Genomic DNA, 15,471 nt, shown 5'->3' with positions numbered 1-15,471 from the left:
CTCCGCTAACTTGCCACTTGCCACATGGGTGGCACTAGAGTCATACAAAAGTTGAGAATAAAAAACCCAATGTATAATTATTACATTGGGTTTTTTAATTTATATTTTACCTGAAATATTCCTCGCTTAAAAGTCCCATAACAATTTCATCATAATACTTTCCATCTCTAAATATTTCTTTTCTTAGTCTACCTTCTTGTTTAAATCCACATTTTTCATAGCATTTAATTGCACGTTCATTAAAGGAATATACATGCAATTTTATTTTGTGTATATTCATCTGCTCAAAAATAAACTTAATTAGAACCTTCATTGCATCCGTGCCATAGCCCTTACTCCAATAATCTTTATCCCCGATGAATATACCTACAACTATAACGCTATTTTTCCAATCTATATCGTTTATTCCGCAGCCACCTATATATTTGTTATCCTCTAATGTTTCTATGGCAAAACTGTATTTTTCCTTTGTTGCAGACATTCCTTCAAACCATTTCTGTTCATCTTCAAAGGTAAATAGATAAGGAATTCCTGGTTGTAAGAGTCTATTCACCTCAGGATCATTTATAAAACTTTGAGCTTGCTTTATATCTTCTTTTTTATATTCTCTAAGTCGAACCTTTTTACCTGTATACATATATTATCTTTAGTGAGAGAGTGTATAATAAGTACCAACCCCTCACTAAAATTCACTTCCTTTCTTTTTATATTATTTTTACTGTCTAATAAGTTATTAATTCATTTTATATGTGTTCTTTCTCCCTTTAATTTACTCATTACTTAAATTTACTTCAGTCTCAATAATAGAATCTTCACTTTCATCAATAATTTCAACAGAAATTTTATCTACTATTGTTGTGAAATTATTTTTAATAGCTTCAGTATCTTTAAATGCTATATCTAAATCTTCTTTTAAAGTAAAACTGCCTATTGTCATATGAGGTAAAAATGTCTCTTCATTTAACCAATCTGGTTTATAGGATTGTAAAATTCCTGTATATAAATTTTTACTTATTTCTTTTATTTGTTCATTACCTTGCTTTATCTCTAAAAATAGATACTTACCTAAAGGGTTATCAATTTTTATTATTCCCTGTAAAGTCAATGTAAAGCATCTAGTTCCATCAAGCGCTTTCTTTAAATGTTCTTCAATTTCAATTGATGTAAGGCTGCTTTCAAAAGTAAACACCAAAGTAATATGTGGTCTAACATGTTTTGCAAGTGGGTCATATTTCTCTCTTATTTCATTAATAATATTAATGTTTTTAAATTCTGGAAATATCATTATAGTTCTTCTCTTAATATTACTATTCATTTTAATCTCTTCCTTTTTTTCTATATTTAAAGCTATTTAAACTATTAAATCAGACTTCAATATTTTATATTTTTTCACATATATATAATCCATGTTGACTATATCCAATTAAACTGCTATCACCACATGTCATTAAATGATAATCCATCCACTTTTGAAATTCCTCTTCATCAAATTCGTTTAATTTATCACTAATCGTACTAGCCACACCATCAGTGCCAATATGATCAATTTTTCTTACATTAAATCCATTCATTAAATTTTCAATATCATCATACTTAGAAAAATAAAAACAGTCCCTTTCATCACCATATTCTAATCCAGTTTTCACAATACTCAGCAAGCCCTCATCATTAATATTTTCTTTTTTTCTACTTATCATATTAACAAAGGTTGAAAATCTATTTATATAAGCAACTGCTAAAATTCCACCACTTTTCAGTACCCTTAAGCATTCATCTAAACATTGTATTTTTTCTTCTTCCTCACTAAAATGATAAAGTGGTCCAAGACATAAAACTACATCGTAACTATTATCTTTAAAATCGCTTAGCTCTTTAGCATTTCCAAGTACAATGTCTATGTCTAAGTCTTTATGACTTGCCTCCTCTTTCATAATCGCAATATGCTTTGGTGTTATATCTAATGCAGTAACGCTATGTCCTTTTTCTGCTAGACAAAATGAGTATCTTCCTGTTCCTGCACCAACTTCTAGAATCTTGGAACCCGGTTTAACAACCTTATCTAAGTAATGCATAGTTGTAATAAATTCTATTTTATGTGCATTATCCTTAATAAGTCTTGCTTCCTCCTCATAGCTTTCGTAATATTCTAATATACTTTTCATTGTATATCCCCCCTACTGTACTTTTTAAAGAAATTAAAATTGACTATAATTCTATATATTATATCTTGCCATTAAGTACTCATCATCATATTTACCATTTCTGATTATTGCGTATTTTTTTGTACCTTCTATTGCAAACCCTAGAGATTTATATAGATTTATTGCCTTTTCATTATCTGTGAAAACTCCCAATTCAATTCTAATAAGCATTAACCAATTATCGCCTATATCAATTAAATCCATCATTAAAGCTCTACCTATTCCCATTCTATGATATTCTTTCCTAACCATTAATCCAATGCTGGCGGAGTGTCTTACTCTATTTGACTTATTTACTGATAAAGATGCAACTCCAACTACTTTTTTAACTCCCTCTTCTTCTACTTCTGCTACTAGCATATGGTTATTGAGTGTAAGTCCACTTATGAAGCCCTCAGTTCCTGTAACTCTCTCACTAGTTATACTCATTATGTTTTCTCTAACTCCATCTTGACGGCGTATTTCATTTATAAATACTGCATCCTCAATTTTAACTGGCCTAATAATAAAATCCATTTTAATACCCCCTATATTAGTGCCACCCACGTGGCAAGTGGCAAAAGTGACAAGCTCTAGTGTATAGATGCTTCTAAAGTAAGACAGTTACTATCGAACGAAATCTCCCAAAGGTCGAGTATAAACGTATCCCCAGCCACTTCCTCAAGCTATTCGTATAAAACAAAAAAACTCCACGAAATCACTTTGGAAGTGACTCCGTAGAGTTATCTACGTGTAGGAAAGTCCCTGTACCGCTAACATTTTGTTAGGTACACTCACTGTATATGTTATATATTATTACATTATCAATATATTGTCAATACAAAGGTAATGAAAAGCACAAAATATTCTCACTATTTTTATTTTGCCATCTAAGATTACACAACTCTAAAACTGTTCAATTATACTTAGGGTTTAATGCAATCTTGCCACTTGCCACGTGGGTGGCACCTATTCCTTTACTTGGAATAGAAATATGGACCACAAGTTACTCTTTCATGTGTTAGCACATAGGTCCAAGTAAAATCTTCATTGGTTACATAAATATCATTAAAATAATCAATATTATCTGTAGTAAATTTTTCAGCATTATTTAAACGGTAACAGGTTGGTCCCTCATTGAAGAATACGTATAATGTTTCTTTTTTAATTTTAATTAGATCTGCATTTGCCTCTTCTCTTTCTGTACATGACAACTTCCCATAGCTAAATATATGCCAAAGACATTGGTCTAGGTTAGCATCACTGATATCTATATTTCGAGTAAAAGTTTCAACCCATTTTCTTCTAAGTGTATCTGCTTCAGAGTAATGATCATCCTTATCAGAATATAACTTTGTCATAACGATACCTTTTTCTTCTAGTCCCCTTAAGAAGCTATTATAATAAGTTATATTTAATTCACTACAAGTAATCGTTACTTCATTTCTGTGTTCCACTGAATTATAAGTTAACTCATCAATGCGAATAAATTCCATAAAATTATTTTGTATATGAATTGTATAATTAAAATCATCTAGCTTTTTAATGTCTAAATTAATTCCAATATTATTAAAGTATTCCAAATCATTGCAATCATCTCCAATACATTTTCCAATATCAGCATTGCAAAGACGTAATTCTACAGCAGTTTCCCCTAAATTCCCTTTCATTAAGTGAATAATACAATTCCTATCTTCTTTCTTTATAGAAATGGTCGAACCATGAAAATTAGGCCACTGCCCTTCAAAATATTGTATTACTTCTTTTCCACCAGCTATAGTGTCAGGTGCAAGAACTTCTTTAAGTACTGCATATCCTTTAGGAATCCTTTGGCGTTCAAAAAAAACGCTGTTATTTAGTAATTTTCCTTTTTGCCAGGGTACTATTGCCCTTTTAAATACTATGTAAAATCCAAATTCATCTTGTCCTATTTGAATAATTGACCCCTCAATAACCTCATCTGATTTAAGCTTTATGTGATATACTCTATTTTTTTCAAAAAAAATATTACATGGCTCCGATAACCATATACGTTTAGTGTTAAATGCTAACTCATAGTAATCTTTCATGTTTACATACTTATTATTATTTACTGCCTTTATTATATTAATTGAAATCTCCATAAACCCTCCATTTCGCATATTCTGTTTTAATCTACCTTCAGACTAATTACATAATATAAAACCATTGTTTGATTATTTAAATATACAGAATAATAATATAAATATCAAGTATTTAACAAAATTACACATAAATTCTTGAAGCCACTTTAAATGATTCTATGAAAAACGCTTCATCACTAGATTTTGTCTAATTGATGAAATCTTGCATGTTGACATTATAAATAATGAATGTATAATTATAATTAAACAATAAAATTTAAGTATAAATGCAATGAAAGAGAAAAGTAAGTATATTTCAATTTAAAGAGAACCAATGATGGTGGAAATTTGGTATTTGAAACTACAGAAAGAAGCTCTAGAGCATTGGACTGAAATATTTGAGTAAGTCCAACGGTAGCTTTCCGTTATAAAAGTACAGTATGATTTATACTGTTAATGAGTGGATTTAGGTATTGCAAGATGCCTTTATATCAATTTAGGTGGTACCGCGGAAGTTTACCTTTCGTCCTATATAGTATAGGATGAGAGGTTTTTTTGTCGTTAAATTCTCACCTGCGATGCTGTAATATTAACGACTTCACAAATGGCATTAAATTTTCATATAAGAAAGGATGATTAAAATGGATTATACTAAATTAGCAGATTTACTACTTCCTAGCATTGACAAAACCCCAGAATACTATACTAATCTTTACCCAGAAAGAAACCTTAAACAAGGCGCTATGGTTACAAGATATGCCCCTAGCCCTACTGGTTTTCAGCATCTTGGAGGAGTATTTGCTGCTCTTATATCTGAAAGAGTAGCTCATCAAAGTGAAGGAATTTTCTACTTTAGAGTAGAAGATACTGATAAGAAAAGAGAGGTAGTTGGTGCCATTTCCGATAGTATTAACACTCTACGCGATTTTGGAATTTTCTTTGATGAAGGAATGGTGGATTCTAATAGTGAAAAAGGTGCTTATGGGCCTTACAAGCAAAGCGATAGGATGGAAATATATCATGCCTTCGTAAAAGATTTAATAAAAAAAGGCTTAGCTTACCCTTGCTTTTGTACGGAAGAAGAATTAAATGCCACAAGAGAAATCCAACAAGAACTTAAAATTAATACAGGGTATCACGGAAAATGGGCTATTCACAGAAATGCCACTTTCGATGAAATTACTGACAATTTAGCAAAAGGCAAACCTTTTGTTATAAGACTTAAATCTCCTGGCGATCCAAATAAAAGAGTAATTTGTAATGATTTAATTAAAGGTGATATAAGTATTCCAGAAAATGATCAAGATATTGTTTTACTTAAAACCAATGGTCTTCCAACCTACCATTTAGCTCATGCTGTAGATGACCATTTAATGAGAACAACCCATGTTATACGTGGGGAAGAATGGTTCTCTTCTCTTCCTATACATTTACAATTATTTGAAATGTTAGGCTTTACTGCTCCAAACTATGCTCATATACCTACAATAATGAAAATGGATGGAACATCAAAACGTAAGCTTAGTAAAAGAAAAGACCCTGAAATTCGTGTAGATTTTTATAAAGCAGAGGGGTATCCTCTTATATCTGTAACTGAGTATCTTGTAAACTTGGTTAACTCTAATTTTCAAGAATGGAGAACACAGCACGCAGATGAGCCTTGTACAAACTTTAATATTATCCTTGAAAACATGAGCAAAAGTGGTGCACTATTTGATATTTTAAAACTTAACGATATGAGTAAAGATATTATAGCTGCTATGAGCGCAGGCACAGTTTATGACTTATACCTTGCTTGGGCTAAAGAGAATGATACTGCAACTTCTGATATACTTACTCAGCATGAGGATTATGCAAAGCAAATATTTAATATTGAAAGAGAAAATGAAAAGCCAAGAAAAGATTTCGTAAAATGGCTAGATGTAAAAGAACATATTGAATATTTCTTTGATGATTTTTATAAAAATAGTATTAGCGCTGGCACTAATTTTCCTGAACAAATACCAACGGAAGACGTGAAAATAATCCTTAAGGACTATATAGATATATATAATCACTCTGATGATGCAGATACTTGGTTTTCACGTGTAAAAGACCTTTCTGAAAAACTTGGATATGCAAAAAACGGGAGAGTTTATAAAAAGAATCCTGAATTATATAAAGGTTTAATTTCTGATGTTGCAACAGTTATTAGAGTTGCTTTAACTAACAGAACACAAACTCAGGATTTATATGAAGTAATGCAGGTTATGGGTGAAAAACGTGTTATTGAAAGATTAAGTCAAGATTTTATTTAATAAATAAAGGATATATTCATTGACAAATATATCAAAACACATTATTATATTAAACATAGAGATTATGTGCGGATTTCAAAATAATATATGTAGAGGGAGTAACTTCCTGCTTTTTTAAGCAGAATCAAAGTCGTCACCACGGATTAAATCCCGGCTTTGATAACTTCTAAAGTTTAGTAAGACTCTACAGCTGGTATTTATGCCAACTGTAGAGCCTTTTTATTTTATCCTATTTTATAATCAATAATTTTTATCTATACTAAAGCAGTTGAAGCCATAACCATTACGAGGGGGAATAATAATGAACATGTTTTATAAACAAACATCAGAAGAGGCGATGAGCACTCTGGGAGTTAATGACAAAGGACTAAATGATCTTGAAATAAAAAACCGGAGAGAAGAGCAGGGCTTTAATGAATTAACTGAAGGCGCTAGAAAAAGCAACCTACAGGTATTCCTAGAACAGTTTAAGGATTTTTTAGTACTAATACTTTTAGCTGCCGCTCTTATATCAGCCTTCCTTGGTAAGTTTGAGAGTACACTTGTTATAATTGTAGTTGTTGTTATAAATGCTATTCTTGGAACTGTTCAACATGTTAAGGCCGAGCAATCTTTGAAAAGTCTTAAGGCCCTTTCCTCACCCAATGCCAAAGTTTTGAGAAATGGTCAGAAGCTAGAAATTCCTTCAAGGGAATTGCTAGTTGGAGATATTTTATATTTAGATGCAGGAGACTATGTAAGTGCTGATGGACGAATAATTGAAAACTACAGTCTTCAGATAAATGAAAGTTCATTAACAGGTGAGTCAGAAAGTGTTTTAAAGATAACTGATATAATAAATGAAGATAATGTAGCAATTGGTGATAAAAAAAATATGGTGTTTTCCGGAAGCTTTGTAACCTATGGAAGAGCTTTAATTTTAGTTACATCTATTGGAATGAAAACAGAGCTAGGTAAAATAGCTAACCTTTTAGATACTGCGAAGGAAAAGAAGACTCCATTACAAATTAACTTGGACAACTTCGGCAAAAAACTTGCCTTTGTTATACTTGCAATATCAGCCCTTATTTTTACCCTTAATATATTCAGAGGCTACGCAATTATTGATTCCTTCATGTTTGCTGTATCTCTTGCTGTTGCTGCAATACCTGAAGCATTAAGTTCAATAGTAACAATAGTTCTTGCCATTGGAACACAAAAAATGTCTCGTGAAAATGCTGTTGTAAGAAAGCTTCATGCAGTTGAAAGTCTAGGAAGTATTTCAGTAATATGTTCAGATAAAACTGGAACACTAACGCAGAATAAAATGACTGTACAAAAGGTATACGTTGATGAAAAAGTACTGTCTCATGATGAACTTGACCATGATAAGCTTTTGGAAAAGAATCTTGTACTAATGGCACTATTATGTAATGATGCTGTAACTGTTAAAGACAAAGAGATTGGAGATCCCACTGAGGTTGCACTTGTAAACCTAGGTGAAGTATATGATTTAGACGAGTTAGATATCAGAAAAGATTATCCAAGAGTTTCTGAAGTACCCTTTGATTCTGATAGAAAGCTAATGAGTACAGCAAATATACTTGAAGACAAAACCTTTATGATAACCAAGGGTGCACTTGATGTGCTTTTATTAAGAACTATAAGTATTGTTACATCAAGTGGAGTTAAAACACTGACTGAGAATGATAAAAAAGAGATTGAAAGAGTAAATAGGGAGTTTTCAGAAAGTGGCCTGAGAGTTTTAGCCTTTGCTTATAAAGAAATAGAAACCGGAAAAACAATAGGTACTGACGATGAAAACGACTTGATATTTGTAGGTCTAATTTCCATGATGGACCCACCAAGAATAGAATCTGCTAAAGCAGTTGCAGACTGTATAAGGTCTGGCATTAAGCCAGTAATGATAACTGGAGATCATAAGATAACCGCTTCTGCCATAGCTAAACAAATAGGCATTTTAACTAATGAATCTGTTGCTATAGAAGGTTACGAAATTGACTCCTTAAGCGATGAAGAGCTTAAAACTAAGGTAGAGAATATTTCTGTATATGCAAGAGTATCCCCTGAACATAAGATAAGAATAGTAAGAGCATGGCAAGAAAGAGGAAATGTAGTTGCAATGACCGGTGACGGTGTAAATGATGCTCCTGCGCTAAAGCAAGCAGATATTGGTATTGCTATGGGAATAACAGGTACTGAGGTTGCTAAAGATGCTGCTTCTATAGTACTTATGGATGATAACTTTTCAACCATTGTAAAGGCAATTTCCAATGGAAGAAGTATATATTCAAACATAAAAAATTCAATTAAGTTTTTATTATCTGGAAATACCGCAGCTGTACTTTCAGTGCTTTATACTTCACTTGCAGCGCTTCCAATGCCTTTTGCACCAGTTCATCTTCTATTTATCAACCTGGTTACAGATAGTCTTCCAGCTATTGCAATAGGACTTGAACCTCATAATAAAAATATAATGGATGAAAAACCTAGAAGTATAAACACACCTATATTAAATAAATCCTTTTCAAGAGAAGTACTAATTGAAGGATTAATTATTGCATTAGGTACAATGACGGCATTCCATATAGGATTATCAACCGGTGATACATTGGTTGCAAGCACAATGGCATTTGCAACACTATGTTTTTCAAGACTACTCCATGGATTTAACTCTAGGTCACAGGAATCCATATTTAGAATAGGCGTTTTCTCAAATAAATATTTGTGGATTGCCACCATACTCGGCTATTTACTTTTAGAATTTGTTTTAAGCTTCAATCCACTTATGGGAGTTTTTGAGGTAGCTGCATTAACTTTAAATCAGCGTGCTATAGTATACGGGTTATCACTTATGCCTCTAATTCTTATTCAAATATATAAACTAGTATTTGTAAAAGCTCATAAGTAATAAGATCACTAAGTGCCACCCAAGTGGCAAGTGGCAAGTGGCAAGTTAAAAATGCTGCAGAAAGATATTAATATCTTTCTGCAGCATTTTTATTACGCGGGTGACTCCCTCGCGGCAAATTTTTCAATAATCATTGCACCATTGATAAAATATAGCCCATTTCTGTTTCATTACTACACATACCTCTAAATTAAACTTTTAAAACATATTAGCATCAGGCATTCTACTAAAAATCAAATAAATCACTCTAACTACTTGACAATACAAAGTACACAGGATAATATTAACATATAGCTATTATGTAATACAAAGTAGGTGATGAATTGGCAAGCGATACACAAATACTAAAGGGTTTATTAGAGGGTTGCATTTTAAAAATAACTAAAGAAAATGAAACTTACGGATATGAAATATGTGAAATGTTAATGAACTATGGTTTTAAAGATATAACAGAGGGGAGTGTTTATCCTATACTAATACGCCTTGAAAAGAAAAAATTAATATATTCTATTATGAAAAACTCACCTTTTGGACCTAAGCGAAAATATTATTATTTAACGAATGAAGGAGCAGAGGAGCTCCAAATTTTTGTTGTTTCATGGAAGGTCATAAAAACAAATGTAGATAGAGTATTGGGGGAATAATTATGATTAGAACTTTTATATTAATATTTAAAAGACACAAACTCAAAAATGAGCTGAATTATAGAGACTTAAAGAATTTCAATGATATTGTTGAGTACATTGGAATTTCATCTTTAAGACAAATAGAACAAGAAGTAATATTTCAACAAGTACTAGATATGATGCTCCAAGCAAAAGATGAAGGAAAATTCGCAAGTGAAGTTATAGGTTATGATATCAAAGGCTTTTGTGATTCAATAATTGAAGAGTCAAACTACAATAAAAATGTTTTTCACAAATGTTTTAATTATATAGAAATTATTTTGCAAACAGGATTCATTTACTATTTAATGATGTTTATATTTAATATAATTACAAATGGATGGGATAATTCTTTTAAAAACCAAGATGTGTTTTATATGGATATAGTCACCTTTGTACCTATGTTTATAGTTATGTTTCCACTAAGCTTTATGATAAGAAGGAATCAAATGTTCAAAAGAAAGAACAAAAAAGATTATTCTTGGGTGTTTTTAGCTATATGCATATTTTTAGCTTCTAGTGTGTCGGATATGATCAGGAATAAATTCCAACAATTAGATAGTATACCTATAACTCCATATGAGAATAAAATTCTTTTATTAATTATATTTTTAATAGCCTTTGGAAGAGATATATGTTATTTTATAAAAAGTATTAGTAAAAGTTTTAGTGAAACATAAATTATTGTTTGTACAATAGGAAGTGGCAAGTTCTCACTTGCCGCTTACCATTTACCATCGAACCTATTCTCTCCAAAAGTACAACCTTTGAAATCCACTTTAAAATGAGCATTCATAAATACTTCAGCACTATTTCTCTCAAATTTACACTTTAAAAATTCTACATTTTTAGTATTAGAACCTGACATAAATGCGAAACGGCCACTTATTACGTTGTTATCAGCTATTTCACAATTGCTAAATTTTATTGACTGTGACTCATTTAGACAAATCATAGTATACTCCTTGGATTTTCTAAGCTTACTATTGGTAAAATTAATATTTGTGGAGCTATCTACATCCATTATTCCCATAGTGCACTTTTCTATTATAGAATTATCAAAATTAAGATTATCTACATCATAGGCATAAATTCCAATTGTACCACACCCATATAAAAGGCAATTAGAAACATTAAAGTTTTGTGAGTTAATAACTTTAATAACACCAGCATTACAAATAAATGCTTCATCTTTAATTGTATGTCCAATTTTTAAGTTTTTCAAGGTTATGTTATCACTATTATTGAATTGAAAAATATACGAATCTCTTGGTTCTGCTACAATTTGTACGTATTCATCTCCCTGCCCCTCAATAGTAAGATTATTAACTCCATAAATTGCTAACTCTTTTCCATCAGTTACATCTACATAATTGACTCCCGTTTTTAATATACAAGTATCATATCCATATCCATATCCATATCCATATTCTTCATGAACAAAATTGATTTTTTTATTTTTAGATACCATATCTTTAATTTTTGAAACATTATATATACCTTTTCGAAGTTTTATATGTTTATTAGAGCCTATGGCATCAACCAGCTCCTCTACATTAGAAACTGTTACTTCTGCTATTGGTTTTTCAGTTTTATTATTCTCTTCTTTATTTAAAGTAGCAGGTTTAATTTGAACTGATATTAGTTTCCATTTTGCGTCTAAATATTTAAATACAGAAGTAATAGCTGCAATTTGCTGCCTTTTTGATATGTGGAAATCCGTAGTATACTCTAGCTCAAAAACACCATCTTTATCCACATCTTTTGGTTCTAAATTAGCTTCACCAAAACCAATATTTCTTCTTGCTGTATTTTCATTTTTCTTATATAATTCTATCTGCTTAGGTGATAACTTAATATTTGTATTGAAATTTATATTTTTTGACCAAAATCGTATAGCATCGTCTTTTAATTCATAATTTACATTTTCGTCAATATTAATGCCATTATCAAGTTCAGTATCAATTAATGGTACACGAATTAATTCATTACCTTTAAATGAAATTAAAAAGTTATCTTCCGATACAGGATATCCATAACCAGGCCTTTTTATGAAAAAATCAGTCGATTTATACCCATAAAAATCTCCTGGAATTACAGTTAGAGTTTTATCTCCATACTGATAAAACTTTAGCTTACCCATTATTGAGTTATCCTTACCATCCTTAATTGAAAATAAAATACTATCAGGACCATCTTTAGAGAGTTCAACTAAATCTATGAATCCATCATTATTGACATCCATATTAATTGTCTGAAAAACTTTAAATGAATCGCTAATATTAATTGTTTTAGCGATACTGCTAGCTTTAGAAACTTTATTCACCTTAGTTATATTAGCTTGAGTATTTTTATAATTGTCCTTTGTTTTTTTGCAACTAAGATAAGTAATGCTTAAAGTAATAGCAATTACTATAGTAACCGTTACCCTTATTGTAGATTTCTTCTTAAAAAACGCTATCATGCTTTCTCTCCTTTTTCCTAAAAATATTTCCATTTTTCTAATGTAGTAATATCATATAACCTAAATTTTCATAATATAACTCATGTAGCTCAACCTTATAATTATCCATAACATTTTATGGATTATAATTAAATTTATGGATATTGATATTGTAGCATAAAAAAATATTTTTTACTATTTCAGATGAAAGCCTTACTCATCAAAGTTTCTCAGATTATAATGTTTGCTTTAATTTTCCTTACTATTCCTTATTTCCTTTCGAATTTTTTTTAATGCCTTCTTAGATCCTCTCTCAATATCTCTTTCTAATTTTCGCTGCTGATAATCTACAAATAATGTATTAAAATCATAATCTGTTGGGTATAACTCCTCAGCTTTTAGCTCTAGCTTTAACCTTTTTTCGTTAACCTCTAGGAATTCATCTTTATATAATACAGTTATATTATTAAAATTGTCCACTGGCTTATAAACAATGGCAAAGTCACCATACTCTAAAAGAAGCACCTTGTCACCTATCTTATACTCATAAGTTTTTATGCAGTTAATGTCTTCTTCATCTTTTTTCTTTTTCACCTTACTATCTCTTATTAAATCTAAATTGTAATTCTTATCTTCCGCATACTTTTTTGCTTTTTGAAGAATGGAATCTCTTATACCCATTTTTTTAGAGATCCAAAGAGCATTACTCTCTCCCGATTTACCTGTAATTAACTTATACAGTGGCTCCAATGTATTGTTTTCAAACTGCATTGCTGCATTTTCAAAGTCACTATGCATTTGAGAAAACTTTTTAATTTCTCCATAATGAGTGGTGGCCATTATGATGCAGCCTTTATGATAAAGCTCTTCGAGTATTGCAATAGCAAGCCCAGCCCCCTCATTAGGCTCAGTTCCACTTCCTATCTCATCACACAGTACTAAAGTAGATTTATTGCTACTATTAATTATCGCAGCTAAATTTTTAACATGTGAAGAAAAGGTGCTTAAGGAGTTCTCTATACTTTGATCGTCTCCAATATCTACGAATATCTTTTCAAACACAGATATTTCAGTACCATTTTCAGCTGCAATATGAAGTCCTGATTGTACAGCTATTGTTAAGAGCCCGACGGTTTTTAGGACTACAGTTTTCCCCCCTGCATTAGGACCTGTTATTATTAAAGCTCTATAGTTTGTGCCGATATTGAAGTCCAGTGGTACTATATTTCCTTTTAACAGTGGATGCTTGCCGCCAGCAATGTTTATATATCCATAATCATTAATTATAGGCTTTATTCCCTCTATGGCTCTACTATATTTAGCCTTAGCAAAAATCATATCATACACTGCAATTACTTCTATATTGATTTTAATTTCCTTTGAATTATCAAATACTAATCCAGTTAAATGCGATAATACTTTATATTCTTCCATGGCCTCTTCAGATTTTAATACTACCAGCTCTGCTGTATTTTTTGATATAACACTGGGTTCTATAAATACTGTACATCCTTTAGATGAGGTTTCTACAATTGTCCCTTGCACATGATTTTTAAAGGCTGCTTTTATAGGAATTGTATATCTACCATTTCTCTTGCTTACAAAAAATTCTTGTATATAAGCTTTGTTAGTACTATTTTTCAAAAACTTCTCTAACTGTTCTTGTATTTTACTTTCTGCATTTTCTATATATCTTCTGATTTTTTTAAGCTCCTTACTAGCATTTGAATCTACTAAGCTACCTTTTATAGAAAATTCAATCTCTTCCTCTATGGATTTAAATTCTGTAATTGAATCCCCATAACTGCTTAAAGTAGGAGCGTAAAACTCTTTGCCCTTCATAAAATCTTTGATTTTTCTACAGCCTCTTAAAAAGTTACAAAGTTTTGTTAACTCTTCCGGGTCTAATATCGCACCTTTTTCCATATTCTCAATAATATTTTTTATATTGAATATTCCTTCTAATGGAATGTGACCAACCGTATCTAGCAAAGATCTGCCCTCACTTGTTTCATTAAGCCTACTCTCCACAACTTTTAAACTGGTGCTTGGTTCCAATCTATCTATTAGGTTTTTTCCGAGTCCACTTACACAATAAGACTTTACAATTTCCTTTAACTCATTATATTGCAATTTATTAAAAGTATTTATATTCATTTTTATCTCTCCTCATATTGAATCATCACCTATAGCGCTGAAATGTCGCTAACTGTTTTGTTTTATGAAGATACTAATCCCTAGATAGATTTCATTACCATTTTCTGTACAACTCATTTTACAAACATTTTTATTTATCTGCAAAACAAAAAAGCCGTGGATACTCCCACAGCTAAAAATACGTAACTTCATAAAAGATAGAACAATCTATCTTTTCTTACTATAACGGTACTTTGTGGATTTGTATCTTCATAGATATTACCAAATAAACCCGTGACAAATAAAGGTATACTATACCCTTTTTCAAAGATTTATTTAATTATAAAATTTAATCTATTTGGATACTAACACGCTCATAAAGCACCTCATTCTTTTATTTTAACAAAATCTATCTAATGCTATTTTATTACATTTTGTATATATTGTCAACCAGCTTTTAAACTCGCCTTGTGGGTGGCACCTATTTTTTTAAATTAAGGCTATGTTAGACATAAATAGTGATATTGTATATATTTTTACATAATATGCTATAATAAGGTAATGAATACATCTATGAGATGGTTATATGCCAAGTGTGGGAACTTTAAAGCCAGATATAAAAACTCTTTCTGAATTTGCATTACAAGACTTATAAATTTTATAATTTTTCGTGGGATTTGTATATATTTTTACGTCTATATATAAGAAAATGTATTTCAAAAAATTAATCTATAAAT

The 15,471-nt window shown here is 30.8% G+C and carries 11 protein-coding genes and 1 other annotated feature; of the genes, 4 read left to right on the top strand and 7 right to left on the bottom strand.

The annotated features are described in order from the left end of the window. Positions 1-106 precede the first annotated feature (106 nt). From ACREV6_RS11385 to ACREV6_RS11365, 5 genes are all read right to left on the bottom strand, one after another. The gene (locus ACREV6_RS11385) at positions 107-637 is read right to left on the bottom strand and encodes a GNAT family N-acetyltransferase (RefSeq protein ID WP_431578126.1); all 531 of its coding nucleotides are present in this window, start codon (positions 635-637) and stop codon (positions 107-109) included. Positions 638-769: 132 nt separating this feature from the next. Then, on the bottom strand, positions 770-1,315 hold the full coding sequence (locus ACREV6_RS11380) for a 2'-5' RNA ligase family protein (protein ID WP_431578125.1): 546 nt from the start codon (positions 1,313-1,315) through the stop codon (positions 770-772). 64 nt (positions 1,316-1,379) lie between these two features. Further along, positions 1,380-2,162, bottom strand: coding sequence for a class I SAM-dependent methyltransferase (locus ACREV6_RS11375; RefSeq protein WP_431578124.1), 783 nt, complete (start codon positions 2,160-2,162; stop codon positions 1,380-1,382). A 51-nt stretch (positions 2,163-2,213) separates the two neighbouring features. Continuing rightward, entirely contained in the window at positions 2,214-2,717 is a 504-nt protein-coding gene (locus ACREV6_RS11370) for a GNAT family N-acetyltransferase (protein WP_431578123.1), read from the bottom strand. Positions 2,718-3,157: 440 nt separating this feature from the next. Beyond that, positions 3,158-4,303, bottom strand: coding sequence for a DUF4275 family protein (locus ACREV6_RS11365; RefSeq protein ID WP_431578122.1), 1,146 nt, complete (start codon positions 4,301-4,303; stop codon positions 3,158-3,160). Positions 4,304-4,565: 262 nt separating this feature from the next. After that, positions 4,566-4,816 (top strand) — a binding site (T-box leader). A 107-nt stretch (positions 4,817-4,923) separates the two neighbouring features. Here ACREV6_RS11365 and gltX point away from each other — a divergent pair. The 4 genes from gltX to ACREV6_RS11345 all read left to right on the top strand — a co-directional run bounded on the left by gltX (position 4,924) and on the right by ACREV6_RS11345 (position 10,835). Continuing rightward, on the top strand, positions 4,924-6,579 hold the full coding sequence (gene gltX / locus ACREV6_RS11360; RefSeq protein ID WP_431578121.1) for a glutamate--tRNA ligase: 1,656 nt from the start codon (positions 4,924-4,926) through the stop codon (positions 6,577-6,579). Between the two features lie 301 nt (positions 6,580-6,880). Beyond that, positions 6,881-9,490: a cation-translocating P-type ATPase gene (locus ACREV6_RS11355; RefSeq protein WP_431578120.1), complete on the top strand. Its 2,610-nt coding sequence runs from the start codon at positions 6,881-6,883 to the stop codon at positions 9,488-9,490. A gap of 323 nt (positions 9,491-9,813) precedes the next feature. Then, entirely contained in the window at positions 9,814-10,134 is a 321-nt protein-coding gene (locus ACREV6_RS11350) for a PadR family transcriptional regulator (RefSeq protein WP_431578119.1), read from the top strand. 2 nt (positions 10,135-10,136) lie between these two features. Beyond that, positions 10,137-10,835 (top strand): DUF1048 domain-containing protein, encoded by a 699-nt coding sequence (locus ACREV6_RS11345; protein ID WP_431578118.1) that lies wholly within the window; start codon positions 10,137-10,139, stop codon positions 10,833-10,835. Positions 10,836-10,879: 44 nt separating this feature from the next. Here the strand turns inward: ACREV6_RS11345 and ACREV6_RS11340 are convergent, their stop codons facing one another. Both ACREV6_RS11340 and ACREV6_RS11335 read right to left on the bottom strand, forming a co-directional pair. After that, positions 10,880-12,619 (bottom strand): right-handed parallel beta-helix repeat-containing protein, encoded by a 1,740-nt coding sequence (locus ACREV6_RS11340; protein WP_431578117.1) that lies wholly within the window; start codon positions 12,617-12,619, stop codon positions 10,880-10,882. Between the two features lie 228 nt (positions 12,620-12,847). Beyond that, positions 12,848-14,755 carry an endonuclease MutS2 gene (locus tag ACREV6_RS11335; protein ID WP_431578116.1) on the bottom strand — a complete coding sequence of 636 codons (1,908 nt, stop codon included), beginning with the start codon at positions 14,753-14,755 and terminating at the stop codon, positions 12,848-12,850. Positions 14,756-15,471 lie beyond the last annotated feature (716 nt).

Source organism: Clostridium sp., from assembly GCF_050717515.1.
Taxonomy (GTDB): domain Bacteria; phylum Bacillota; class Clostridia; order Clostridiales; family Clostridiaceae; genus Clostridium_AD.
The sequence above is the reverse complement of the archived record's forward strand: the minus strand, read 5'-3'. Positions and strand labels throughout refer to the sequence as shown.